The organism is Ornithinicoccus sp. (genome assembly GCF_057176825.1).
On sequence record NZ_CM169976.1, the window covers coordinates 2495097 to 2519932 of the forward strand.

26 protein-coding genes and 1 pseudogene are annotated in these 24836 nt (G+C 71.3%); 11 read left to right on the forward strand and 16 right to left on the reverse strand.

Annotated features, from left to right (window positions below):
* Nucleotides 1-4: 4 nt before the first annotated feature.
* Entirely contained in the window at nt 5-190 is a 186-nt protein-coding gene (locus AC1QRC_RS12380; protein ID WP_484203601.1) for a DUF5703 family protein, read from the reverse strand.
* A 138-nt stretch (nt 191-328) separates the two neighbouring features.
* Between AC1QRC_RS12380 and AC1QRC_RS12385 the strand changes: the two genes are divergently transcribed.
* The 6 genes from AC1QRC_RS12385 to mshC are packed head-to-tail and all read left to right on the forward strand — an operon-like array spanning nt 329 to nt 5282.
* The gene (locus tag AC1QRC_RS12385) at nt 329-769 is read left to right on the forward strand and encodes a hypothetical protein (protein ID WP_484203602.1); all 441 of its coding nucleotides are present in this window, start codon (nt 329-331) and stop codon (nt 767-769) included.
* Nucleotides 770-772: 3 nt separating this feature from the next.
* A complete protein-coding gene (locus tag AC1QRC_RS12390; protein ID WP_484203603.1) occupies nt 773-1822 on the forward strand; it encodes an LLM class F420-dependent oxidoreductase in 1050 nt (349 codons plus the stop codon).
* Nucleotides 1819-2556 (forward strand): MSMEG_4193 family putative phosphomutase, encoded by a 738-nt coding sequence (locus tag AC1QRC_RS12395; RefSeq protein ID WP_484203604.1) that lies wholly within the window; start codon nt 1819-1821, stop codon nt 2554-2556. Before AC1QRC_RS12390 ends, AC1QRC_RS12395 begins: the two co-directional genes overlap by 4 nt.
* A 9-nt stretch (nt 2557-2565) precedes the next feature.
* Nucleotides 2566-3159 carry a DUF3090 domain-containing protein gene (locus tag AC1QRC_RS12400; RefSeq protein WP_484203605.1) on the forward strand — a complete coding sequence of 198 codons (594 nt, stop codon included), beginning with the start codon at nt 2566-2568 and terminating at the stop codon, nt 3157-3159.
* Nucleotides 3156-3980, forward strand: a complete 825-nt coding sequence (locus AC1QRC_RS12405) for an SCO1664 family protein (protein ID WP_484203606.1) — start codon at nt 3156-3158, stop codon at nt 3978-3980. Before AC1QRC_RS12400 ends, AC1QRC_RS12405 begins: the two co-directional genes overlap by 4 nt.
* An 18-nt stretch (nt 3981-3998) precedes the next feature.
* On the forward strand, nt 3999-5282 hold the full coding sequence (gene mshC / locus AC1QRC_RS12410; RefSeq protein WP_484203607.1) for a cysteine--1-D-myo-inosityl 2-amino-2-deoxy-alpha-D-glucopyranoside ligase: 1284 nt from the start codon (nt 3999-4001) through the stop codon (nt 5280-5282).
* A gap of 425 nt (nt 5283-5707) precedes the next feature.
* On the opposite strand, the gene AC1QRC_RS12415 is transcribed toward mshC, so the two are convergent.
* Complete coding sequence (locus AC1QRC_RS12415; protein ID WP_484203608.1) at nt 5708-6148, reverse strand: NUDIX domain-containing protein; 441 nt, start codon at nt 6146-6148, stop codon at nt 5708-5710.
* Nucleotides 6149-6280: 132 nt separating this feature from the next.
* Nucleotides 6281-7144 carry a PAC2 family protein gene (locus tag AC1QRC_RS12420; protein WP_484203609.1) on the reverse strand — a complete coding sequence of 288 codons (864 nt, stop codon included), beginning with the start codon at nt 7142-7144 and terminating at the stop codon, nt 6281-6283.
* A 76-nt stretch (nt 7145-7220) separates the two neighbouring features.
* Between AC1QRC_RS12420 and AC1QRC_RS12425 the strand changes: the two genes are divergently transcribed.
* Complete coding sequence (locus AC1QRC_RS12425; protein WP_484203610.1) at nt 7221-7922, forward strand: HAD family hydrolase; 702 nt, start codon at nt 7221-7223, stop codon at nt 7920-7922.
* Here AC1QRC_RS12425 and AC1QRC_RS12430 read toward each other — a convergent pair.
* On the reverse strand, nt 7894-8757 hold the full coding sequence (locus tag AC1QRC_RS12430; RefSeq protein ID WP_484203611.1) for a RecB family exonuclease: 864 nt from the start codon (nt 8755-8757) through the stop codon (nt 7894-7896). The genes AC1QRC_RS12425 and AC1QRC_RS12430 overlap by 29 nt on opposite strands.
* Nucleotides 8758-8817: 60 nt before the next feature.
* On the opposite strand from AC1QRC_RS12430, the gene AC1QRC_RS12435 reads away from it, so the two are divergent.
* The 3 genes from AC1QRC_RS12435 to arc all read left to right on the forward strand — a co-directional run bounded on the left by AC1QRC_RS12435 (nt 8818) and on the right by arc (nt 12776).
* Entirely contained in the window at nt 8818-9918 is a 1101-nt protein-coding gene (locus AC1QRC_RS12435; protein WP_484203612.1) for a site-2 protease family protein, read from the forward strand.
* Between the two features lie 36 nt (nt 9919-9954).
* The gene (locus AC1QRC_RS12440) at nt 9955-11004 is read left to right on the forward strand and encodes a tRNA (adenine-N1)-methyltransferase (RefSeq protein WP_484203613.1); all 1050 of its coding nucleotides are present in this window, start codon (nt 9955-9957) and stop codon (nt 11002-11004) included.
* A gap of 170 nt (nt 11005-11174) precedes the next feature.
* Nucleotides 11175-12776, forward strand: a complete 1602-nt coding sequence (gene arc, locus AC1QRC_RS12445) for a proteasome ATPase (RefSeq protein WP_484206634.1) — start codon at nt 11175-11177, stop codon at nt 12774-12776.
* On the opposite strand, the gene AC1QRC_RS12450 is transcribed toward arc, so the two are convergent.
* From AC1QRC_RS12450 to AC1QRC_RS12505, 12 genes are all read right to left on the reverse strand, one after another.
* Nucleotides 12764-13975: an alpha/beta hydrolase gene (locus tag AC1QRC_RS12450; protein WP_484203614.1), complete on the reverse strand. Its 1212-nt coding sequence runs from the start codon at nt 13973-13975 to the stop codon at nt 12764-12766. The two genes, arc and AC1QRC_RS12450, sit on opposite strands and share 13 nt — an antisense overlap.
* A gap of 166 nt (nt 13976-14141) precedes the next feature.
* A complete protein-coding gene (locus tag AC1QRC_RS12455) occupies nt 14142-14546 on the reverse strand; it encodes a hypothetical protein (RefSeq protein WP_484203615.1) in 405 nt (134 codons plus the stop codon).
* A gap of 151 nt (nt 14547-14697) precedes the next feature.
* Nucleotides 14698-16443 carry a sodium:solute symporter family protein gene (locus tag AC1QRC_RS12460; protein WP_484203616.1) on the reverse strand — a complete coding sequence of 582 codons (1746 nt, stop codon included), beginning with the start codon at nt 16441-16443 and terminating at the stop codon, nt 14698-14700.
* Nucleotides 16440-16718 carry a DUF4212 domain-containing protein gene (locus tag AC1QRC_RS12465; RefSeq protein ID WP_484203617.1) on the reverse strand — a complete coding sequence of 93 codons (279 nt, stop codon included), beginning with the start codon at nt 16716-16718 and terminating at the stop codon, nt 16440-16442. The genes AC1QRC_RS12460 and AC1QRC_RS12465 overlap by 4 nt, the downstream gene beginning before the upstream one ends.
* A gap of 224 nt (nt 16719-16942) precedes the next feature.
* Nucleotides 16943-18703, reverse strand: a complete 1761-nt coding sequence (locus tag AC1QRC_RS12470) for a sodium/solute symporter (RefSeq protein ID WP_484203618.1) — start codon at nt 18701-18703, stop codon at nt 16943-16945.
* A complete protein-coding gene (locus AC1QRC_RS12475) occupies nt 18700-19062 on the reverse strand; it encodes a DUF485 domain-containing protein (RefSeq protein WP_484203619.1) in 363 nt (120 codons plus the stop codon). Before AC1QRC_RS12475 ends, AC1QRC_RS12470 begins: the two co-directional genes overlap by 4 nt.
* Nucleotides 19059-19784 (reverse strand): LytR/AlgR family response regulator transcription factor, encoded by a 726-nt coding sequence (locus AC1QRC_RS12480; protein WP_484203620.1) that lies wholly within the window; start codon nt 19782-19784, stop codon nt 19059-19061. Before AC1QRC_RS12480 ends, AC1QRC_RS12475 begins: the two co-directional genes overlap by 4 nt.
* Before the next feature lie 24 nt (nt 19785-19808).
* A complete protein-coding gene (locus AC1QRC_RS12485) occupies nt 19809-20990 on the reverse strand; it encodes a sensor histidine kinase (RefSeq protein ID WP_484203621.1) in 1182 nt (393 codons plus the stop codon).
* A 37-nt stretch (nt 20991-21027) separates the two neighbouring features.
* Nucleotides 21028-21894, reverse strand: coding sequence for a 5-oxoprolinase subunit C family protein (locus AC1QRC_RS12490; RefSeq protein ID WP_484203622.1), 867 nt, complete (start codon nt 21892-21894; stop codon nt 21028-21030).
* Nucleotides 21891-22499, reverse strand: a complete 609-nt coding sequence (locus AC1QRC_RS12495) for a 5-oxoprolinase subunit B family protein (RefSeq protein ID WP_484203623.1) — start codon at nt 22497-22499, stop codon at nt 21891-21893. Before AC1QRC_RS12495 ends, AC1QRC_RS12490 begins: the two co-directional genes overlap by 4 nt.
* Nucleotides 22496-23263 carry a LamB/YcsF family protein gene (locus AC1QRC_RS12500; protein ID WP_484203624.1) on the reverse strand — a complete coding sequence of 256 codons (768 nt, stop codon included), beginning with the start codon at nt 23261-23263 and terminating at the stop codon, nt 22496-22498. Before AC1QRC_RS12500 ends, AC1QRC_RS12495 begins: the two co-directional genes overlap by 4 nt.
* Nucleotides 23264-23302: 39 nt before the next feature.
* Nucleotides 23303-24538, reverse strand: coding sequence for an NRAMP family divalent metal transporter (locus AC1QRC_RS12505; RefSeq protein ID WP_484203625.1), 1236 nt, complete (start codon nt 24536-24538; stop codon nt 23303-23305).
* A 127-nt stretch (nt 24539-24665) separates the two neighbouring features.
* Here AC1QRC_RS12505 and AC1QRC_RS12510 point away from each other — a divergent pair.
* Nucleotides 24666-24794: pseudogene (locus tag AC1QRC_RS12510) on the forward strand (hypothetical protein); the annotation flags it as partial.
* Between the last annotated feature and the right edge of the window lie 42 nt (nt 24795-24836).

Below are 24836 nucleotides of genomic sequence, written 5' to 3' on the forward strand. Positions count from 1 at the left end.
ACGCTCAGGCAGTGCGCCGGACCCGGATGATCTTGCGACGCAACCAGGCCTTGCGGACCCCGCCCCAGTAGAGGCGGACCCGGTGCAGCTCCCAGTTGCCGTACTCGGCCTTCTCGGCCAGCACCTGGCGCACCTCGGCGCGGGTCTGGTCGCGCCCGAAGGTGAGCTCCTGGAACTCGTACTCGATCATTGCCCTGATCTTGCGACGGCACCGGGCGGGTTGTCCACCAGCCGGGCCGTGGCACGGCCGAAATCCGTGTGCCCAGGCCCCATCTGACGCTACGGTCATGGCATGACATCCGACCCGCGCGCTGCGCTGTCTGCCCTCGTGGCGGCCCTGGAGACACATCTTGAGCTCTCGGCGGTGCGCCGCGGGGACGACGACCCAGCGGTGCAGGCGGCCTACCAGAAGGTCGCCGACGCGTTCGAGGCCTACGACGACGCGCTGCTGGACGCCTACGGGGAGGTCACCCCGCTCGACATCTACACCGACGACGACGAGGACGACGACGACCTCGTCGACGAGACCGAGTTCGACGACGTCCCCGACGATGATGATGACGACGAAGGCGACGAAGACGAAGACGACGGCTTCGACGACGACGAGGACGATGAGTTCGACGACGCGCCGACCTACGTCGGGCTGGACGACGACGAGTACGACGTCGACGAAGATGGCGACGACGCAGATGACGACGATGACGACGACAGCGATGACGACGACAGCGATGACGATGCTGACGACGACGACGAGCAGGAGCGTGGCTGAGACGTGGAACTGGGACTGAGCTGCGGCTATTGGGGCGTGGGCAACGACGCGGACAACCTGGCCCTGGCGCTGCGGGCCGACGAGCTCGGCTACTCGGTGGTGTGGGCCGCGGAGGCCTACGGCTACGACGCGCCGAGCGTGCTGTCCTGGGTCGGTGCCCGGACCTCGCGGATCGGCCTCGGCGCGGGGGTCATGCAGATCCCCGGTCGCACTCCGGCCGCCACAGCCATGACGGCCGCCACCCTCGACGGGCTCTCCGGCGGCAGGTTCCGCCTCGGCCTGGGCGTCAGCGGGCCCCAGGTCTCCGAGGGCTGGCACGGGGTGCGGTTCGCCAAACCCCTTGCACGCACCCGTGAGTACGTCGAGATCGTCCGCGCCGCCCTCGCCCGCGAGACCGTCGCGCACGACGGCGAGTTCTTCACACTGCCGCTGCCCGACGGCCCCGGCAAGGCCCTGAAGCTGGCCGCCAAACCCACCGGCACGCGGGTGCCCATCTACCTGGCGGCCGTCGGCCCCAAGAACCTCGAGCTGGCCGGTGAGATTGCCGACGGCTGGCTGGGTGTCTTCTTCTCCCCGGACTTCGCCGCCGAACAGTTGGCCGCGATCGAGCGCGGTCGGCAGCGTGCCGCCAATCCCGACAAGGCGTTCCAGGTCGACCCGACCGTGCCCGTGGTCGTCGGGGACGACGTCGCCCGGTGCGCCGACCAGGTCCGGCCCTACGCCGCGCTATATGTCGGAGGGATGGGGTCCCGCACGCAGAACTTCTACAACCAACTGGCGTCTCGGATGGGCTATGAGGACGCGGCTGCGTCCGTGCAGGAGCTCTACCTCTCCGGCCGGCTGCGGGAAGCGGCCGGCACGGTGCCGCAGGAGTTCATCGACGAAACGAGCCTGCTCGGCCCGCAGGAGCGCATCGCCGAGCGGATGACCCGCTTCGCCGACGCCGGGGTGACCACTCTGTCGGTCGCCCCCACCGGGCCGGACCTGCCGTCCCGGATCCATGCCCTCGAGGTCGCCGCACTGGCGGCGGAGCAGGCCGGTCTGCTCCGATGACGTTCGTGGTGCTGGTCCGGCACGGACGCACCCGGGCTAACGTCGAGGGCATCCTCGCCGGGTGGACCCCCGGCGTCGCGCTGGACGAGCGAGGCGCAGAACAGGCGGCACAGCTCGGTCGACGCCTGGCAGCGGCCCCCGTGGCCGCCGTGGTGTCCAGCCCCCTCCAGCGGTGCCGGGAGACCGCGGAGGCGATCCTGTCAGCCCGGGCCGATTCCGGTGACGGGGTGGCCAGCGGCGCGGCACTGCATACCGACGACCGCCTGGGCGAGGCTCACTATGGCGCGTGGACCGGCCGAGCCCTCAAGGATCTCGCCCGTGAGCCACTGTGGCGGGCCGTCCAGGACCGCCCCAGCACGGTGGTGTTCCCCGCGGACCCGACCCATCCGCACGAGTCGCTGCAGCAGATGCAGCAACGGGCTCGGGACGCCCTCGCCGCCTGGCAGGCCCGGGTGGCCACTGAGCACGGAGCGCACGCCGTGTGGGTCGCGGTCAGCCACGGCGACGTCATCAAGGCCCTGCTTGCCGACGCGCTGGGCACCCCCCTGGACCGCTTCCAGCGGATCGTGATCGATCCCGGCTCGCTCAGCATCGTGCAGCAGACCCGACGGCATCCCGTTGTGCTGCGGGTGAACGACACGGGCAGCGACCCGATCACCTTCCCACCCCGCCCGTCTGAGCCGGTGGGCGCGGACGGTGATGCCCCGGTCGGGGGCGGGGCGGGGAACGTCTAGGGTGCTGGCATGCCGGTGAACGAGTACGACCTGCCGGACCGGTTCATCGCCGACACGGTGGGACCGCCCGGCGAGCGAACCTTCTTCCTCCAGGTCTCCCAGGGGGCGCGGGTCACGTCGGTATCCCTGGAGAAACAACAGGTCAGCGTCCTGGGCGAGCGACTGGTCGAACTCCTGGAGCAGGTCGCCGACGAGCTCGACCCCGCCGCGACCGACGCGCTCCCGGACAACGCGCCGATGGACACCCCCATCGAGGACGACTTCCGGGTGCAGAGCCTGAGCCTGGCCTGGGACCCCGCCCGCAAGGTCGTGGTGATCGAGGCCCTGGAGCAGGCGGTCCCGGAGGAGCTGCAACAGTTGCAGGCGCTCGGCGAGGCCCTGGGGGAGGAGCTCCCCGAGGACCTGGCCGAGCAGTTGGAGGACACCGACGACGACGGTGACGGTCAGGTGCTGCGCGTGGTCCTGGCCCCCGCGCAGGCCCGCGGCTTCGCCGAGCGGTGTGCGCGCGCCGTCGAGGGTGGCCGGCCCAACTGTCCGTTCTGCGGCAACCCGTTGGACCCGTCCGGACACATCTGCCCGAGGGCCAACGGCTACAAGCGGTGAGCGACGGCCCGCAGCGGGAGGAACTCCTCCGGACGGCGCCCCTGGAGGTCGAGGGTGTGCTTCGCGACGCGTCCAATCTGACCCTGAAGGTGCGGCTCGGCACGTCCGGCGACCCTGACGCCCAGGTCGGGGCCGCGGTCTACAAGCCGGTCCGCGGAGAGCGCCCGCTGCACGACTTCCCCAGTGGCACGCTCGCGGGTCGGGAGGTGTCGGCATACCTCATCTCCGCCGCAGGCGGCTGGGACCTGGTGCCTCCCACCGTGCTGCGCGACGGGCCACTGGGATCCGGCTCCCTCCAGTGGTGGATCGACCAGCCCGCCGAGCTGCTCACCCGGCCCGGAGGCGGGCTTTTGGAGGTCGTCACCCCGGACGGCCTGGAGCCCGGGTGGTTGCCGGTGTTGCAGGCCGAGAGCCCTGAGGGCGAGCCGCTGCTGGTGGTGCACGCCGACGACCCCGGCCTGGCCTCGCTCGCCGTGCTGGACGTCGTCCTCAACAACGCCGACCGCAAGGGTGCCCACCTGCTCCGCGACGGTGACGGGCGACTGTGGGGCGTGGACCACGGGGTGAGCCTGCACGTGGAGGATAAACTGCGGACCGTGTTGTGGGGCTGGGCGGGCGACCCGCTGCCGGACCGCGACGTGGCCGCGTTGGGGCGGCTGCTCAACCGGCTCGATGACCCTGGGTGGCGGACCCGGCTGTGCACCGTGATCAGCGAGGCCGAGGTAGGGGCCGTCCGGGAGCGCGCCGCGGCGCTGCTCGAGACGGGGACCTTCCCCACCCCTCCCGTCGACCGATACCCGCTCCCGTGGCCCCTGTGGTGAGGTGGTTAGGCTCCGCCTGTGAAGTCCTGGACCTCCCCGACCCTGCCCCGTCTGCCCGGACACGGCGGCCCGCTGCGCGTCCACGACACGGCCAGCGCCGGGCGCGTCACCGTGCACCCCGACGACGGGGAGGCGCGGATCTATGTCTGCGGGATCACGCCGTATGACGCGACGCACCTCGGCCACGCCGCCACCTACGTGACGTTTGACCTGGTCAACCGGGTGTGGCGGGATGCCGGGCTGGCGGTGACCTACGTGCAGAACGTCACGGACGTCGACGAACCGCTGCTGGAGCGGGCTACTCGGGACGGCGTGGACTGGCAGGACCTGGCCGCCCAGGAGATCGACCTGTTCCGCGAGGACATGGAGGCGTTGCGGGTCCTGGCGCCACAGCAGTACGTGGGCGCGGTCGAGGGCATCCCCGACGACGTGTCCGCGGTGACCCAGCTGCTCGAGGCGGGAACGGCATACCGCGTCCCGGTGCCCGAGAGGGAGGGGACCGGCGCGGACGTTTACCTCGATCTGGCGACCCAGCCGACCTTCGGGTCCGTGTCGGGGTGGACCCGCGAGCAGATGCTGGAGGTGTTCGGCGAGCGGGGCGGGGATCCCGACCGGGAGGGCAAGCGGGACGCTCTTGACCCGCTGCTGTGGCGGGCGGCCCGGGAGGGGGAACCGAGCTGGCCCGGTGGGGAGCTGGGCGACGGGCGGCCCGGCTGGCACATCGAGTGCTCGACCATTGCGCTGCGCCACCTGGGGATGTCCTTCGACGTCCAGGGTGGTGGCACCGACCTGGTGTTCCCGCACCACGAGATGAGCGCCGTGCAGGCGACCGCGGTCACGGGTCGGCGGCCCTTCGCGACGACCTATGTGCACCAGGCGATGGTGGGCCTGGACGGCGAGAAGATGAGCAAGTCCAAGGGCAACCTGGTGCTGGTGTCGCGGCTGCGGGCCTCCGGAGAGGATCCGATGGCGATCCGGCTCGTGCTCCTGGCACAGCACTATCGGCAGGACTGGGAGTACGTCCCCGCGCTCTTGGACGCCGCCCGGGAGCGGTTGGGGCTGTGGCGGCGGGCGGTCGATGCTGGTGTCGTCGACGAGGGTGCGGTGGCCGAGGTTGTCGCCGCGGTGCGGGCCGCGCTGGCCGACGACCTGGATGCACCGCGGGCGTTGGCGGTTGTCGACGAGTGGGCTGCCGGGGTGATGGAGTCGTCCCCGGACGGTGCGGCGCCTGCTGGTGGAGAGGACGGTGCTGGGCATCCGGTGGCCCAGGCTGTCGACGCGCTCCTGGGCGTCGCGCTGTAGGTCGCGTGGCGCCGTGTGGCGCCCGGTGCGGGGTGCCGCGCACGCGCTGGTCGGCGCCGTCCACGGTGCGGGTCGGTGCCGTCGCGTCTCGTGTGGAGGATTTCGGGGCCTATAGGCCCCTTCAGGCTCCACGCGAGGTTTGCCGGGGTTCGGCTTACGGCGGCCGGCCTCGTCCTGGTGGGGCTGGCTCGGAAGTGTCCTCGTGAGGAGGACATCGCAGGTCGGTGGGGTCAAGGACGGTGCTGCTTGGTGCGTTGGAGGCGCGCGGGGTACTGATCGGCGCCGTCGTGTCTCGTGTGGAGGATTTCGGGGCCTATAGGCCCCTTCAGGCTCCACGCGAGGTTTGCCGGGGTTCGGCTTACGGCGGCCGGCCTCGTCCTGGTGGGGCTGGCTCGGAAGTGTCCTCGTATGGAGGACACCGCAGGTCAGCGGCCTAGTGAGCGGGCAGCGTCCAGCACTCCAGCCGGATACAGGGGTGGGTCGTCGCGGGCCAAGCCCTCGAGCGGGTACCACCCCACGGTCGACTCCGCATCGAGCACGGAGCGTCGCGCGCCCACAGGGATGCGCTCCAGCGCCCGGCATTCGATCGCGAAGATGTGGACCACCTCGTGCCCGGGGTCATCCAGGATCGTGAAGAGGTTCTCGCTCACCGCGAGGAGCCGGGTGCCTTCGAGCGCGACGCCGAGCTCTTCCTCAAACTCCCGGTGGAGTGCCTCCACGGCGCGCTCACCAAACTCGATACCCCCGCCGATTGCCCGGACGAACCGGTGGTAGCCCGGGATGACCGGGTACTCCTCGGCGAGGAGATGTCCCTCCCGGACCAGGATCCCCACGGCCAGATTGCGGATCCGGCCACCGTGAGTCACCCCGCCACCCTACGGGGAGGCAGCCGACCGAATCCGTTCCGGACCTCCAGATGGCGCGTCCGGTGAGGGTGTGGGGCCGCCAGGTCACGCGTCCGGTGGGGGGTGTGAGCCGCCAGGTCACGCGTCCGGTCGCTAGTGGGCGGGGCCTCCGCCGTCGCGATCACCGCGGCGGCGCAGGTAGCGCTCGAACTCGCGGGCGATCGCGTCGCCGCTGGCCTCGGGGAGGTCTGCGGTGTCCTGGGCCTGCTCGAGGGACTGGACGTACTCAGCGACCTCGTCGTCCGAGGCGGCCAGGTCGTCGACGCCGTGCTCCCAGGCACGGGCCGCCTCGACCAGTTCCTCGTCGTCGATCACGCACTCCAACAGCTCCTCGAGCCGGCTCACCAGAGCCAGCGCGGCCTTGGGGGAGGGCGGGCCCCCGGCGTAGTGGGGGACGGCCGCCCAGGCCGACAGGGCCGGGAGGTCCAGTTGGCGGGCCTGGTCGACGATGACGCCGATGATCCCGGTCGGGCCCTCGTAGGTGCTGCGCTCCAGGTCCCGGGAGCGGCGCAGCTCGGGATCCTCGGTGCTCACGCTGACCGGGATGGGGCGGCTGTGCGGCACGTCGGCCAGCAGTGCGCCGAGGGTGACCAAGAGCGTGGCGCCGTGGTGCAGCGCAAAGGCCAGGAGCTCGGAGCTGTAGGTGCGCCACCGGACGGAGGGCTCGATGCCGAGCACGAAGATCACGTCGCGGCCCATCGGCGTGTCCCGCGCCAGGAGGATGCGGGTGGTCGGCCACTGGATGCTGCGCTGCCCGTCGGTGGTGCTCACCTTGGGCCGGTTGACCTGGAAGTCGTAGAAGTCCTCGGGGTCCATCGCCGCCACCAGTTGGGCGTCCCAGGCCCGGACCAGGTGGGCTACCGCGCTGGTGGCGCCCTCGCCGGCGTCGTTCCAGCCCTCGAAGGCCGCGACGACGACAGGGTCGCGCAGCTCGGGGATCTCCTCGAGTTCGATCATGACCACCTCCGGTTTCGGTGCCAGCAGTCTCACCCTACGGTCCCGGCCCCCGATGGCCAGCACCTACGATCGTCCGGTGAGCCGTGAACCCCTCGCCCGCGCCCTCCCCGCCGCCGTCCTCTGGGATATGGACGGCACGTTGATCGACACCGAGCCATATTGGATGGCCGAGGAGCACGCCGTCGTGGGTGAGGCCGGTGGCACCTGGTCGGAGCGGGACGCCCTGGACCTGGTCGGCAACGAACTGCTCGTGTCCGCCCGGACCATCCTCGAGCGGACGCCGGTCACCGGGACCCCCGAGGAGGTCGTCGACCGGCTGCTGACCGGGGTGATTCGACGTACCCGGGAGCGACTGCCCTGGCGGCCGGGTGCCCGTGAGCTGCTGACCGAGCTCGGCGAGCTCGAGGTGCCGATGGCCCTGGTCACCATGAGCTATGCCGCGTTCGCGGACGTCCTGCTCGAGTCGCTGCCGGACGGGACGTTCAGCACCGTGGTGACGGGGGACCGCGTGCCGCGGGGCAAGCCGCACCCCGATCCGTACCTGTTGGCGGCCGAGGCCCTGGGACTCCGGCCGGAAGACTGCGTCGCCGTGGAGGACTCACCCACTGGGGCGCGGTCCTCGACCGCGGCCGGCGTGCCGACGATTGTCGTGCCGCACATGGTGTCGGTGCCGGAACTGCCCGGGACCGTCCAGTTGCCCAGCCTGGAAGGGCTGTCCGCCGGCGATCTCGCCGAAGCGGTGGCAGGGCTCACTCAGTCGCGTCCTGCGCAGGCGTAGCCTCGCCCGTCCGGCGCGGGTCGACCGCCCGCAATGCGGCGTCCTCCGGCAGCGGTGGCGGGGTGCCACCCCACTCCGGGCACAGCGACTGGTGGTGGCACCAGTCGCAGAGCCGGGACTTGCGTGGTCGCCAGTCGCCGGTCGTCGCGGCGCGCTCGATCGCCGCCCACAGGGCCCGGACCTTGCGCTCCGTGGCGAGCAGGTCGTCCTCGTCCGGGGTGAGCCGAAGCACCTGCCCGTCGCGCAGGTAGACCAGCTGCAACATGGTCGGGACGACCCCGCGGGTGCGCCACAGCACGAGAGCGTAGAACTTCATCTGGAACAGGGCCTTGCCCTCGAACAGCTCCGAGGGGGCGCGGCCGGTCTTGTAGTCGACCACCCGCAACCGGCCGTCCGGGGCCACGTCCAGCCGGTCCACATAGCCCCGCAGGACGAGCCCGTCCACCTCCGCCTCGACATACAATTCCCGCTCGGCCGGCTCGAGGAACCGCGGGTCCTCCAGGGTGAACCAGCGGTTGACCAGCTCGGCGGCCGCGGCGAACCAGGCGTCGGGATCGGGACCCTCCGCGTCGGCACCGTTGGACACCAGCGCCGCGAGGTCGGGCTCGGCGTCGACCAGGCGGGCCCACTCCGGCTGCAGCAGCGCCACCGCGGCCTCGGGGGTGCGCTCGGCGGCGGGCAGGTCGAAGAGACGCTCCAGTGCCGCGTGCACCAGGGTGCCGCGGGCCGCCGCGGCGCTGGGCGGCTCGGGCAACCGGTCGACCACCCGGAACCGGTAGAGCAGGGGGCACTGCATGAAGTCCGAGGCGCGGCTCGGGGACAGTGCTGGTGCCATGGGAGGCACCCTACGGACCGCCACCGACACCGGCGCGGGCGCGTCGCCTACGCTCATGCCATGACGGGTTCGACCAGCCGCCGGACCCCGGGCTGGCAGGTTGGTCGGCTCGCGGGGGTCCCCGTGTACCTGGGGGCGAGCTGGCTGCTGGTGGCTGCCGTCATCATCGCCCTGTTCGGTCCCGTGGTGCAGCGGCTGGTCCCCGACCTCGGGGCGGGCTCGTATGCCGTGGCCGGCGCCTTCGCCGTGTTGTTGCTGCTGTCGGTGCTCGTGCACGAGGCGGCCCATGCCCTGGTGGGCCAGGCCTGCGGCTACCGGGTGAACCGGATCGTGGCCGACTTCTGGGGCGGCCACACGGCCTACGATTCGGCGGACTCCACACCCGGGCGCAGCGCGACCGTGGCCATCGCCGGCCCCGCCGCCAACGCGGTGCTCGCCGCCATGGGGTGGCTCCTGGTGCAGACCCTGTCGCCGGGGGTCCCGTGGTTGTTGGCGGCCGGGTTCGCCTACGCCAACGCCTTCGTCGCGGCGTTCAACCTGCTCCCGGGGCTGCCCCTGGACGGGGGGTTCCTGGTGGACGCCCTGGTCTGGCGGCTCACCGGCAGCCGTGGGCTGGGCACCCTGGTGGCCGGGTGGTGCGGCCGTCTGGTGGTGCTCGGCGTGCTGTGGTGGGCGATCGGCATCCCGGTCGTGTCGGGGCAGCAGGTGACCATGACCCGTGTGCTGTGGCTCGTGCTCATCGGCGGGTTCCTGTGGTTCGGCGCGAGCGAGGCGATCCGGGTGGGCAAGGCCCGCCGCAACCTGGAGGGCACCGTCGTGCGTGACGTGGTGCTCCCGGTCGGTGTGGTCGGGATCGACACGCCGACGGCGCAGTTGCCGCCCCTGGCGCCCACGTCGATCACCGTGGCGGTGGACGGCTCGGGACGACCGGTGGGGATCCTCGACCTCACCGCGTTGCAGGGGGTGCCCGCGTCACTGCGGGGCCAGACGACCGTCGGCGCCGTGGTCCAGCACCAGCCCCGCGGCTGGGTAGTCACGGCCGGGCTGGACGACCCGATCACCGAGGTGGTGATCGCGATGCAGACCCTGGGGACGCCACTCGTGGCCGTGCAGGACCCCGCCGGCCGCCTCCTCGGCATCGTGCACGGCCGCGGCGACTGACCGCAGGGGCTCGGCCCGGCCCTAGACTGTCCCCCCGTGAGTGACCCCCTGAACCCCTCCCTGCCCGACGAGAGCACCGACTCCCCGACGGGGGCGGACCTGCGCCGGGGCCCGTTCCGCGTGGGGGACCGGGTGCAACTGACCGACCCACGGGGGCGGATGCACACCATCAGCCTCGAGGCCGGCAAGCAGTTCCACACGCACCGTGGACACATCCGGCACGACGACCTGATCGGGGCCTCGGACGGGACGGTGGTCACGCACAGCTCCGGCGCCTCCTACTTGGCGCTGCGTCCCCTCCTGTCCGACTACGTCCTGTCCATGCCACGCGGTGCCCAGGTGGTCTACCCCAAGGACGCCGGGCAGATCGTGACGATGGCCGACATCTTCCCCGGTGCCCGGGTGGTCGAGGCGGGTGTCGGCTCCGGGGCCCTGAGCCTGTCGCTCCTGCGGGCCGTGGGGGACGGGGGCAGGCTCTACTCCTTCGAGCGCCGGGACGACTTCGCCGCGATTGCCCGGGCGAACGGCAAGGTCTTCTTCGGGACCGACCACCCCGCGTGGCAGATCACCGTCGGCGAGCTGGTCGAGGCGCTGCCCGACACCGTCGAGGACGGGAGCATCGACCGGGTCGTCCTGGACATGCTGGCCCCCTGGGACTGCCTCGAGGTGGTCCACCGGGCGCTCACGCCGGGCGGCGTGCTCATCTGCTACGTCGCCACGGCGACCCAGCTCTCGCGCGTGGCGGAGGCCGCGCGGGACCACGGCGGGTTCACCGAGCCGCAGGCGTGGGAGTCGATGGTGCGTGGCTGGCACCTGGAGGGCCTGGCCGTGCGTCCCGAGCACCGGATGCACGGGCACACCGGCTTCCTCCTCACCGTCCGCAGTCTCGCGCCGGGCACGACCGCCCCGCTGCGCAAGCGGCGTCCGGCGGCGGGGGCGTACGGCTCGGACTACACCCCGGCCCAGGAGGAGTGGACCCCCGAGGACCTCGGGGAACGGACCCGGTCGGACAAGCGGATCCGGCGGGTGCGCCGCGACGTCGACCGCCAGGCCGGCACGACCCCGCCGGAGCAGGAGGGGTCGTAGGTCGGGGTGCCCGGTGGGTCCGGTAGGGCCGGTCCACCTCCGCGGGTTAGCGTAGGGGAGCACCGGAAGGAGGCGTCGTGACCCAGACACCGAACGAGCCGGACCGGGACGAGGGCCCGCCCCGCTCCGCGACGAGCGGCGCCCGGACGCGCCAGCTGGAGCAGCAGGTCATGCACCTGAACCAGCGGCTGGGCCGGATGCAGCAGCAGAACGAGCAGTTGACCCGCACCCTGAAGGACGCCAAGGCGCAGATCCTGAACCTGCGCCAGGACCTGGACGCGATGGGCAACCCGCCGCTGAGCCATGCCCTGGTCCTGGAGCGGCACCGCGACGGGTTGGTGGACATCTCCCTGGGCGGCCGCAAGCTGCGCACGACCGCCCTCTCGGACGTGCCGCAGGCGGCCCTGGAGCCGGGACGCGAGGTGTTGCTCAACGACGCCCAGACCATCGTGGCGGCCGCGGCCTACGAGACCGTCGGCGAGGTGGTCACGGTCAAGGAGCTGATGGAGGACGGGCGCGTCCTGGTCCTGGTCCGCGGGGACGAGGAGCGGGTATGCCGGGTGGCGGGCTCGCTCGAGGCGGGCACCTTCCGCGTGGGTGACGGATTGCTGATGGACGGCCGCGCCGGATTCGTCTACGAACGGATCGCCAAGCCCGAGGTCAGCGAGCTGGTGCTGGAGGAGGTGCCCGACATCTCCTACGAGGACATCGGCGGCCTGACCAGCCAGATCGAGCAGATCAAGGACGCTGTCGAGCTGCCGTTCCTGCACACCGAGCTCTACGCCGAGCACGAGCTGCGCCCGCCCAAGGGCGTGCTGCTCTACGGCCCGCCCGGCTGCGGCAAGACCCTCATCGCCAAGGCGGTCGCGGCCTCCCTGGCACGCAAGAGTGCGGAGAAGAACGGACGCACCGACGCCACGAGTTACTTCCTCAACATCAAGGGCCCCGAGTTGCTCAACAAGTACGTCGGGGAGACCGAGCGGCACATCCGGATGATCTTCCAGCGGGCGCGGGAGAAGTCGAGCGACGGCACGCCCGTGGTGGTCTTCTTCGACGAGATGGAGTCGTTGTTCCGCACCCGCGGGTCCGGGGTCTCCTCCGACGTGGAGACCACGATCGTGCCGCAGTTGCTGGCCGAGATCGACGGCGTCGAGCGGCTGGACAACGTCATCGTGATCGGGGCCTCCAACCGGGAGGACATGATCGACCCGGCCATCCTGCGCCCCGGCCGGCTCGATGTGAAGATCAAGATCGAGCGGCCCGACGCCGAGAGCGCCCGCGACATCTTCAGCAAGTACCTCACCGACTCGGTCCCGCTGCACGCCGACGACCTCGCGGCCCACGACGGTGACCGGGCCGAGACCCTCGGTGCCATGATCGCCGCCGCCGTCGAGCGGATGTATGCCCAGATCGAGGAGAACAAGTTCCTCGAGGTCACCTACGCGGGTGGCGACAAGGAGATCCTGTACTTCAAGGACTTCAACTCCGGGGCGATGATCAACAACATCGTGGACCGGGCCAAGAAGATGGCCATCAAGGACCTGCTGACCGTGGGCGCGCACGGACTTCGCCTGGACCACCTGTTACAGGCCTGCGTCGATGAGTTCAAGGAGAACGAGGACCTGCCCAACACCACCAACCCGGACGACTGGGCCCGGATCTCGGGCAAGAAGGGGGAGCGGATCGTCTACATCCGCACCCTGGTGTCCGGCAAGGACGGGGCGAGCCCCGGGCGGTCCCTGGAGCGGGGCAACACCGGTCAGTACCTCTGAGGCAGTCCCCGGTCCGCCAGCAGCATGGCCCGCACCAGGGTGGAGACGCGCGCGCCGCGTCCCCGGCGCCGCACCGAGCCCACGCGGTCGGTGAGCTGGTCCAGCTCACCGTCGCGCACGGCATACACGGCTTCTAGCACCGCCCACTGGTGGGTGTCCAGGGCGTCGTGGCCGGTGTCGGCCAGGGGCACCAGGAGCGGGTCCACGAGTAGTCCCGCGGCCTCCCGGGCCATGGGGGGTGGCGTGCGCAGGTCCCGGTCTCCGGAGAGCACCACCGTGGGCCAGTCGAACGTCGGCAGGAGGGTGCGGAGGTCCAGCGGCTCGGCCATCGCCGACGGCCCACCTGGGGATGTGGGCGTCCCCGCCCGGTCGGCCTCCCAGACATAGGGGATGCTGGGCCTCCCGGGGCCCGACAGGCGGGTGAGCCAGCGCCAGCTCCGGCCTGCCCGCCCCGCCAGGTGCCGCGACAAGAGCCGCTCGAGCAGGGGGAGCCCGCCGGCCTCGTATGCCGTGCGGGCAACGGAGAGTGCCTCGTCCTCGGGGACACCGCGGGCCACCACCTCGCGCAGCAACGCGGCGGCGCGGGCGGTCGCCAGCCCTGCGCCGTCCCAGAGCAGGGAGCGGGCGTGGGACTGCGCGGCGGACTGGGCGTGCCCGTCGAGTGCCAGGGAGTCCAGCACCATGCCGGCCACCCGGTCCGGGTGCCGCGCCGCGAGCGCCACGGCGAGGTGGCTACCGTAGGCGGAGCCGTGGACGACCGCCCGGTCGATGTCCTCGCGGTCCAGGACGGCCACGAGGTCCTCGACGACGGCCTCCAGCGCCAGTCCCGCAGGGGGCAACTCGGCGCCGGTCAGGTCAAGCCGGGACAGCCCGATGCCCCGGTGCTCGACCATGAGGACATCGAGGCCGTCACGGGCGGCGCGGGCGCGCAGCCCTCGATAGGGCAGCACCGAGGCGACCCGCGGGTCACCGGGGAGGAGTAGCGCCGGGGTGTTGACCCGGGGGCCCTGCCGGACGTACCCGAGGGGGAACGCGGGCGCGGTGCTGGTGGCGGGCCGGAGCAGGTGGCGGACGCCGGCGGTGCGCTGGGCACGCCGGCCCCGGTGATGGCCGCTGTGGATCCCGGCGATCTCCGCGTGGGAGACGCTCGCCGGGACGGTGCGGGACCGGTATGTCGTGTCGCTGGTGCGGGTGTGCATCGTGGGTCCTCCTGCCGGTGCGAGAGCACCAGCCCACCACGGGTGTGGGGACGGGCACATCGGCCGCAAGTCTGGTCCTGCGTGGCCGAAAGTCGGTCCGCGGTGCGCCGGAGGGAGGACCCCGGTGGGCGCGGTCGGCGAGGTGTGGCGGGGGAGGTGCGGTGGGTCAGGCGCTGCGGAGCTGGTACAGCTGACGGGCTGCCACCAGGCAGAGCACGCCCGAGGCGAGGGTCAGCACCAGCCCGGGACCGGGCATCCAGCCCTCCATGCCGACCTGGCTGAAGACCCGCCAGAACTGCCACAGCGGTAGGACGATGGCAGGAATCGCGCAGACGGCCGCCTGCCACATCGCCAGGGTCCGGATCGGGACCAGCGCCCCGGCGAGGGCGATCATGGCGAAGGTGGCGGTCCACATGCCCGGGCCACGCATCCCCGAGATCTGTCCCACGGGGGTGTAGAGCCAGGGCAGGAAGGCGCCGATCAGCATCATCGCGGCGGCCGCGAGCAGCCGCAGCTGGCCGGGCATCTTGCGCCGGCGGGCACGGGCTGGGGCAGCGGTCGGGGTGGCCATCGGTGTCAGCCTAACGTCGGTGCCGCCGGAGTGGGCGGCGAGAGCGGTGCGGGTGTGCGGTGGGTGTGCGGTGGGGTTTGCGGTGGTGGTGCCGGTGGTGCGCAGCACATCTCAGGTCCGTGCTGCGCACCACCGGCGTGGTCGTGCGCGGTCAGTCCCGACCCGGGGATCCGTCCGCGTCGTCCGAGTGGTCGCCGTGCAGCAACTCCTCGTCGATCGACCCGCTGGCGTGCGCCGCGACAAGCTCGCTGCGCCCGGGGTAGCGGATGTCCTCGACCAGTTTCTGCATCGTCTCGGTCGGCTTGGCCGTGAACTGCGACACCACGATGGTGACGGCGAAGTTGATCAGCATGCCGACCGCGCCGAAGCTCGTCTCGGTGATGCCGAACAGGCCGTCGCTGCCGCCGTAGATGTCGATCGTCCAGATCTGGTAGGCCAGGGTGGTCCCCAGGCCCGCGACCATGCCGGCCGTGGCACCGGCCGCCGTGCACTTCTTCCAGAAGATCCCGAGCACCAGGATCGGGAAGAAGCTGGCGGCCCCGAGTCCGAAGGCCAGTGCCACCACCTGTGCCACGAACCCCGGGGGGTTGATGCCGAGGTAGCCGGCGACGACGATCGCCACGCCCATGGCGATCCGGCCGACCATCAGCTGGCGGGCCTCGGTGGCCTGCGGGTTGATCTTCTTGTAGTAGACGTCGTTGGCGACGGAGGAGGAGATGACCAGGAGCAGACCGGATGCCGTGGACAGCGCCGCGGCCAGGCCGCCCGCTGCCACCAGGCCGATGATCGGTGCCGGCAGCCCGGCGATCTCCGGCGTGGCGAGCACCACGATGTCGTTGTTGATCGCCAGCTCGAAGGCGTCGCCGATGCCGCCGTCGACGTCGATGATCCCGTTGCCGTTGAGGTCGTTGACCGTGATCAGGCCGACCTCCTGCCAGGAGGTGAACCACTGCGGCACGTCATCGACCGCGGTGCCCGGGATCTGGTCCAGCACGTTGAACTTGCTGAACGCGCCGATGGCCGGTGCGGTGGTGTACAGCAGCGAGATGAAGAACAGCGCCCACAGTGCCGAGAACCGTGCCGCACGCACACTGCGGGCGGTGTAGAACCGGACGATGACGTGCGGCAGCCCGGCGGTGCCGAACATCAGCGTCGCGGTCATCAGGATCATGTTCAGCATGTTCATCTGGGTGAACGCGGAGGTGTACTCACCCAGGCCGAGGTCGTTCTGCAGGCCGTTGAGCTCGTCCATGATCTGCCCGAACCCGACCTGCGGGACCGGGATGCCGGTGAGCTTCTGGGAGATGGCGACGGCCGGGATGAGGTAGGCCACGATGAGGACCGAGTACTGCGCCACCTGGGTCCAGGTGATCCCCTTCATCCCGCCGAGCACGGCATACATGAAGACGATGACCATGCCGATGATGACGCCGACGGTGGTGTCCACACCGAGGAACCGCTGGAACACCACGCCGACACCGGACATCTGGCCGGCCACGTAGACGAACGAGACCACGATGGCGCAGACCACCGCGACCAGGCGGGCGGCCTCGGAGTACCGGTCACCGACGAAGTCGGGCACCGTGTACTTGCCGAACTTGCGCAGGTAGGGCGCCAGCAGCAGGGCGAGGAGCACGTAGCCACCGGTCCACCCCATGAGGTAGACCGAGCCGCTGTAGCCGTTGCTGCTGAAGGCGATGATGCCGGCCATCGAAATGAACGATGCGGCGCTCATCCAGTCGGCCGCGATGGCGGCGCCGTTGGCCGGTGCGGGGATGCCGCCGCCGGCCACGTAGAAGCCGGAGGTGGTGCTGACCCGGCTGGCGTAGGCGATGTAGATGTAGAGGGAGAAGGAGAGCACGACGAAGATCAGGGTCCACAGCTGCACGTCGCTCACGAGTGGTGCACCTCCTCCTCGTACTCAGTGATGCCGAACTCGGCATCGAGCTTGTCCATCCGCCACACGTAGACGGCGATCAGGATCAGGAAGGTGATGATCGAGCCCTGCTGGGCGAACCAGAAGCCCAACGGCACACCCACGAAGGTGATGTTGTTGAGCGGTTCGACGAAGATGATGCCGGCGCCGAAGGAGACCAGCGCCCAGATGGTCAGCAGCCCGGCCATGAGCCGCAGGTTGCGCTTCCAGTACCGCTCACGTTCTTGGGTATCCATCAGCTCACCTCTGGGGAGGGCGGATCGGAGACGTACACAGGGAACTCCTCTGCTGGGTCGGGTCCGCCGGGTCACGGCGGCGTGACCCGAGTCACGTTAGGGCGGCGTCATGCGGGCGGGGGAGGGTGCCGCGCGGGTCACGCGGTCAGCGGCAGCGAGGCGTCGGTATGCGGACGCGAGGGTTGCGACGAACGGTCGCCCCGGGCGGACGAACGGTTGCGGCGTCAGCTGGCGCGGGAGCGCCAGCGGTCCTCGGGGTCCCAGTCGCCCCGGTCGAGGTCGACGCTCTCGGGGGTGTGCAGCCGCACCATGGTCCGGCCCACCCCGGAGGCGATGCGCTGCGGGGTGAGGAGCGAGACCACCACCATCGTCAGGAACGCCAGGGGCATCGTCCAGGCCGCGGGTTGGGCGAGGAGCGCCGCCCACAGCCCGGTGTCCGGCGCCCAGAGGATGGTGGCCGCGACCGCCAGGGTCGACAGGCCTCCGCCGGTGACCAGGCCGGCGACGGCTCCCGCGTCGGTGAGGCGGCGCCACCAGATTCCGAGCAGCAGGAGGGGGCAGAACGAGGAGGCAGCGACTGCGAAGGCGAGGCCGACCACGTCGGCGATGCCGAGGGAGGGACTGAGGAGCGCCAGCACGACCGGGATGAGCAGGGCCAGTGACGCGCCCAGCCGGAAGGCGGTGACCGGGTTGCGGACGCGACGGCCGATGATGTCCTGGGACAGGACGCCCGCCACGGAGATGGTCAGCCCGGACGAGGTCGACAGGAAGGCCGCGAAGGCACCGGCGGTGACGAGCGCGGAGAGCGCCTCCCCAGCGACCCCGTCGATGAGTCGACCCGGGAGGAGGAGCACGACGGCATCGGTGCGCCCGGTGAGGAGCAGGTCGGGGGTGTAGAGACGACCCAGCGCGCCGTACACCGTGGGCAGCAGGTAGAAGATCCCGAGCAGACCCAGCACCACCAGGGTGGTCCGGCGTGCGGCTCGGCCATCCGGGTTGGTGTAGAAGCGGACGAGGACGTGGGGGAGTCCCATGGTCCCGAAGAACAGCGCCAGGATCAGCGAATAGGTGGCGTACAACGGGTACTCGGAGTTCGAGCGCAGTGGCAACACCCAGTCCTCGCCGGCCAGCGGTTGGAGGGCGTCGGCGTGCGGGATGGCCGACCCGGCGGGGAACGTCAACTCGCTGCCAGCCGCGACATCGTGGCTTCCCGTGTCCAGCAGCACCGGACCGTCCCGGGGTGTCCCGTCGACGGTCCCGTCCACCTCGACCAGGACCGGGTCGGTGACCGCGATGGAGACCCCGGTGGCGATCTCGACGGTGGTGACCTCTGCGAACGTCGGTGGCCCCTCGTGGTTGACCTCGGGGAGCCCGTCGGCGCGCCACACCAGCAGCACGAAGACGGCCGGGACGGCAAGCGCGGTGAGCTTCAGCCAGTACTGGAAGGCCTGCACGAACGTGATGCTGCGCATCCCCCCGGCCACGACCCCGAGGAGCACCACCACCGCCACCAGGACCGGGCCGACCCAGCGCGGGGCCCCCGTGACGGTGCGGACGGTGAGACCTGCGGCCTGGAACTGGGGGAGCAGGTAGAGCCACCCGATGGTGACCACCAGCACGCTGGCAGCGCGTCGGGCGGGGAGGGACTCCAGACGTGCCTCGGCGAAGTCGGGCAGGGTGTAGGCCCCGGAGCGGCGCAGCGGCGCGGCGACGAGGACCAGCAGCACGAGGTATCCGGCGGTATAACCGACCGGGAACCACAGCATGTCCGCGCCGTAGGCCAGGACCAGGCCCGCGACGCCCAGGAACGAGGCGGCGGAGAGGTACTCGCCACCGATCGCGGAGGCGTTCCACCACGGCGTGACCGACCGCGAGGCGACGTAGAAGTCGCTGGTGGTGCGGGAGGCGCGGACGCCGATGGCGCCGACGAGGATGGTCAGGACGGCGGTCGCCAGGATGGCGACCAGGCCAAGCGTCGGACTCATCGGCGGTGGACGAGGTCCACGAAGTCACGCTCGACCCGCTCGGCGTTGCGCACGTAGAACCACGCGGCTGCGACGAGCGCGGGGTAGACCACGAAGCCCAGCAGCACCCACGGCAGGGTGATCCCGAACACGTGCACCTGGGTGGCGGCGGGGAAGACCCGGAACACCAGCGGCAGCAGGGCGAGCACCCCGAGGGAGACGGCGAGCACGGCGGCGCCCAGCCGCAGCTGGGAGCGGATCAGGGAGGTGATGTAGACCTCGCCCAGCCCGGTCTGCTCGTCGATCTCGGAGACCACGGTGGCCGGGCGCATCCGGGGTCGGCTGCGCCGCGGGTGGGTGACGGTGACGCGCTCGTTCATCCGCCGGCCCTGTTCACCAGGAGGTCGCGCAGTTGACGGGTATGCCGCCGGCTCACGGCGAGCTGCTCGTCACCGACGAGGACGGTGTAGCGACCTCCCTCGACCCGGATCTCCTGCACGTGGGTCAACGAGACCAGGTGGCTGCGGTGGATGCGGACGAAGCCGGCGTCGCCCCACCGTTGCTCCAACGTGGTCAGCGGGACGCGCAGCAGGTGGCTGCCCTCGGTGGTGTGCAACCTGGCGTAGTCACCCTGGGCGGTGACGTAGCGGATGTCGCGACGGCGCACGAACCGGGTGATCCCACCGAGCTCGACAGGGATGGTCTCTTCGTCGCCGGCCCGGCTGCCCTCCTCCGGCCCCTCCACGTGCTGTAGCGCCCGGTCGAGTGCTGCGGTCAGCCGGTCCGGACGGTAGGGCTTCATGACGTAGTCGACGGCCTGCAGCTCGAAGGCGTCGACAGCGTGGTCGTCGTAGGCCGTGACGAAGACGACGGCGGGCGGCTGCCTGAAGCGCGCCAGCACGCGGGCGAGGTCCAGTCCGGAGAGGCCGGGCATGCGGATGTCGAGGAAGACGATCTGCACGTCCTCCTGCTCCAGGACGCGCAGGGCACCGGCACCGTCCTCGGCGGTGAGGACGCGGTCGAAACGCCCATCGGCCCGCAGCAGGTGCGCGAGTTCACGCAGGGCAGGCGGTTCGTCGTCGACGGCGAGGACGCACGGCATACCGGAAGGGTAGCCGCCCGTCACTCAGCTGGCGTGGACGCCCGGGGCGTACTTCGGGACCCGCATGCTGACCTTGGTGCCGGCCCCGGGTGCCGTCTCCACGACCAGCCCGTACTCGTCGCCGAAGACGCTCCGCAGCCGCTCGTCGACGTTGCCCAGGCCGACGTGGTCGCCGCTCTCCCCGACCAGGGTGGCGAGCACCCGCTCCGGGTCCATCCCCACCCCGTCGTCCTCGATGCTGATGCTGGCCTCGTTGCCGGCGTCCTCCGCCACGATCGCGATGCGGCCGCTGCCCCGCTTGCCCTCCAGCCCGTGGCGCAGGGCGTTCTCGACCAGGGGTTGCAGGCACAGGAACGGCACCGCGACGGGCAGCACCTCGGGGGCCACCCGCAGCGTGACCTGTAACCGCTCGCCGAAGCGGGCGCGTTCCAGCATCAGGTAGCGCTCGATCGAGCGCAGCTCCTCGGCCAGGGTGGTGAACTCGCCGTGGCGGCGGAAGGAGTAGCGGGTGAAGTCGGCGAACTCCAGCAGCAGATCGCGGGCGTGCTCGGGGTCGGTGCGCACGTAGGAGGCGATGGCCCCGAGGGAGTTGTAGACGAAGTGCGGGGAGATCTGTGCCCGCAGGGCCCGGATCTCCGCCTCGGCCAGCTTGGCCCGGGACTGGTCGAGCTCGGCGAGCTCGAGCTGGCCGGAGACGAACGCGGCGACCTCCTCCACCGCGCGGACCAGGCGCGCCGAGGGACGGTTGGAGGTGTATGCCGTGAGGGCGCCCACGACGTGGTCCTCGGTGGTCAGGGCCGCGGTCACGGCGTACTTGACCGGGCAGTCCGGGTCCGTGCAGGACACCGCATCCGGCCCCAGCACCGCGGTGGACCCGTCCAGCACGGCGTCGGCGGCGTGGCCAGGGGCGTCGACGGCGTGCAGGTCACCGCCCGCACCGTCCCAGGCGAGCGGGTCCTCGCCGTCGGTGAGGGCCAGCGCCTCGGTGCCCAGGAGGGACCTCAGGTGCCGGGCCGCGCGCCCGGCTCCGGCGTGCAGCCCTGCCCGCAGCTCGGGGGTTGCCAGGCTGGTGATGTGGAGCACCCGGTAGGTGGCCTGGTCCTCAGGACTGCCCAGCACGAGCCGGGAGCGCACCAGCCACCCCAGCAGGACCGCGCCGGCGACGACGACGAGGACACCGATGGTGACGGCGATCGCGGTGCCCATGACGGTGCACCCTATCGGCGGGGATCGCGCCCCACGGTCAGCGGTGCGAGACCGTGCTGAACCGGACCTCCTGGCCGGGACGTAGCTGCCCGCACCGGTCGACGTCGTCATCGTCGACGTAGCCGATCACCGGGTAACCCCCGGTGACCGGGTGGTCGGCGAGGAACAGCACGGGCAGGCCAGACGGGGGGACCTGGAGGGCGCCGCGCAGCATCCCCTCGCTGGAGAGCTCGCCCTCCGTGAGCCGCTGCAGCGGCTCACCGTCCAACCGCACACCGACCCGGTTGGACTGGCTGGTGGCGGTGTAGACCTGGCTGGTCAGGTGGTCCCAGCCCGCGTCGCCGAACCAGTCGTCGCGGGGGCCGGGGGTGACGTGCACGGTGAGCCGCCCTCCGTCCGGCTCGGGCACGGCCGCCACGTCGACACCCGGCACGGGGCGGGGCGTGTGCCCGACCGGGAGCTCGTCGCCGGGGGAGGGCGTGGCTGGTCCGAGACCCGCCAGCAGGTCCGTCGCCCGGGACCCGAGGACCGGGTCGACGGCGATTCCGCCGCGCACGGCGAGGTAGGTGCGCAGTCCTGCCGCAGGTGTGCCGAGGCGCAGCGTCTCGCCGGGGCGCAGCGTGAAGGGGGACAGGTGCGGTGCGCCGGGGCAGCGTGCCCCTGCGGTGGCCACGACGAGCGGCTGGTCGCTCTCCACCACGAGGCCGCCGAAGGTGACCTCCAGGGTCGCCAGCGTGGGGTGGTTGCCGACCAGGGCATTGGCCAGCCGGTGGCTGCCGCGGTCGCAGGCGCCCGAGCGCCCGACACCCAGGGAGGCCTGCCCGGGGCGGCCGAAGTCCTGGACGGTCGTCAGTGGGCCGGTCTCCAGGATCCGGAGCGTGCGCTGCCGATCGCCGGTGCTCACGATGCCTCCACGAACCGGACGCGGGCACCGGGCACCAGCAGCGCGGGGGTCTCCCGGTGCAGGTCGAACACCTCGACCTCCGCGTGGCCGATCAGTTGCCAGCCACCGGGGGACTCCCGGGGGTAGACCCCAGTGAACTCGCCGGCCAGCGCCACGGACCCGGCCGGCACCTTGGTGCGGGGACTGCTGCGGCGGGGGATGTCCCAGTCGTGGGTGGCTCCGGTCAGGTACCCGAAGCCCGGGGCGAACCCGCAGAAGGCCACGGTCCACTCCTCCTCCCGGTGCCGTTGCACGAGTTCGGGGACGGAGATGCTGAGGAGTTCGGCGACGTCGGCCAGGTCCTCGCCGTCGTAGCGGACCGGGACCTCGACCGGGGCGGACTCGGACCGTTCGTGCTCGCCGGGGCGCAGCCCGCGCAGTCGCGTGGCCAGACCGCCGAGGTCGGTGTCACGGTCGGCGACGACCAGGACGGTGCGCCCCGCGGGGACCACGTCGAGGACTCCGGGCAGGGACTCTTCCTGGATCCGGGCGTAGTGGGCCAGGACCTCATCGAGGTTCTCGAACTCCAGGAGGAGTCCGCGGGAGCCGCTGGGCAGGACCTTCATCGGTCGCGGGTGAACGGAGCGAGCACGAGCCCGGCGTCCTCGAGCGCCGACCGGACCGTGCGGGCGATCTGGACCGCGCCCGGGGTGTCTCCGTGCACGCAGATCGAGTCGGGGCGCAACGTCAGCGGGTCACCGTTGACGTCGGCGATGGGCTCCCCGGTGGCCATGGCGATACAGCGCCGCGCGATCTCCTCGGGGTCGTGCAACACCGCTCCGGCCTCCTTGCGGGACACCAGGTGGCCCTCCGGGGTGTAGGCCCGGTCGGCGAACGCCTCGTGCGCGGTGGCCAACCCGGCCTCCTCCGCGAGCCGGAGCACCACGGACCCCGGCAGCCCCATCAGCGTCAGGGACGCGTCGTAGTCCTTGACGGCGCCGACCACGGCAGACGCGTGCGCCTCGTGGGTGACGATGGTGTTGTAGAGCCCGCCGTGGGGCTTGACGTAGCGGACCGAGCCGCCGGTGAGGCCGGCGATCCCGGTCAGGGCCGCGATCTGGTAGGTGACCTCGTCGCGCAGGGTGTCGGCGTCGACGTCGACGAACCTGCGACCGAAGCCGGTCAGGTCGCGGTAGGCGACGTGGGCCCCGATCGCCACGCCGGTCCGGGTGGCGTGCTCGGTGACCCGGCGCATGATGCTGGGGTCCCCGGCGTGGAAGCCGCACGCGACGTTGGCACTGGTGACGATGTCGAGGAGGGCGTCGTCGTCACCCATGGTCCAGCTGCCCAGGCCCTCGCCGAGGTCGGAGTTCAGGTCGACGGTGTCCATGTCGGCTCCTTCGGTCGATTCGTCTGTCGGGTTGGTCGCTCAGCCGGTGATCAGTTCGATGGCGGGGCGGATCGAGTTCACCGCGAGGTAGATCGTCAGCACCCATGCTGCCGTGCCGAGCGCCGCCAGCCACACCGGGTACTCATAGCCGTTGAGCAGGTCCCGGCGGCGCCAGGCCACCCACATGATGACCCCGATGCCGACGGGCAACAGGATCCCGTTGAAGGCGCCAGCGAAGACCAGCAGCTGGGCCGGTGCCGCACCAATGGACAGGAAGAGGATGGTGGACAGCGCGATGAACCCGATGACCAGCAGGTTGGTGGTCTGTCGCGACGTCTTCACCCGGGAGGTCAGGAAGGTGACGGTGGTGTAGGAGCAGCCGATGACACTGGTGAGCGCGGCGGCCGCGAAGATGATGCCGAACATCCGGTAGCCGACCTCGCCGGCCGCCGCCATGAAGGCCGAGGCGGCCTGGCTCTCGGGGTCCAGGTCGGCCCCGCTGCGCACCACGCCGAGGATCGCCAGGAAGAGGATGACCCGCATCACACCGGTGACCAGGATGCCGACGATGGCACTGCGGGTGAGCTCGCGGACCCGCTCGGGACCCGTCACCCCGGCGTCGACCAGCCGGTGCGCCCCGGCGTAGATGATGTAGCCGCCGATGGTCCCGCCGATCAGGGTGGTGATGGCCAGGAAGCTGATCTCCTCCGGGAGCACGCTGTTCTTCAGTGCGTCGCCGACCGGAGGGGAGGAGGTGACCGCGACGTAGGCGGTGAGGCCGATCATCAGGGCACCGAGCACCACGACGACGCGGTCCATGGCCACACCGGCCCGCTTGGAGAGGAAGACGGCGACGGCCGCGACGGCCAGCACCGTGCCGCCGATCTTGGCGTCCACGCCGACCATGATGTTGGCGCCCAGCCCCGCGCCGCTGACGTTGCCGATGTTGAAGACCAGGCCGCCCACCAGCAGGAGTGCGGCCATGAAGTAGCCCAGACCCGGGACGACGGCGTTGCCCAGCTCCTGGGCGCGGCGGCCCGAGACGCCGATGACCCGCCAGACGTTGGTCTGGATCGCGATGTCGACCAGGATCGAGATCAGGATCGCGAAGGCGAAGGCCGCGCCGAGCTGGACGGTGAAGTTGGTCGTCTGGGTGATGAACCCCGGGCCGATCGCCGAGGTGGCCATCAGGAAGATGGCTCCCAGCAGCGTGCCCTTCCCGGTGGGGGTGGGGACCTTCGCGGTGTCGGTCGTGGACGTGTGCTGCTCGGCCATGGGCGACTCTTCCTCGAGTTCTTCCTGGTGCGTCGACCCGGGATGGGCCGTTGCGCGACGACGGTAGCGATTGTTGAACAATCTGTCGAGGGTTGTTCAACAAAAAGTTTCCGGGCATGATGAATGAGTGACGTCAACGACTGCCGGATCCAGCCAGGCCGCCCGGGCCGCGGCCGAGCTCAGCGAGTGGATCACCGAGGGGCGGCTGCAGCCAGGGGTCCGGCTGTCCGAGGAGCGCCTGGTCGGCCAGCTGGGGGTCTCGCGCAACACCCTGCGCGAGGCCTTCCGGGTGCTGGCG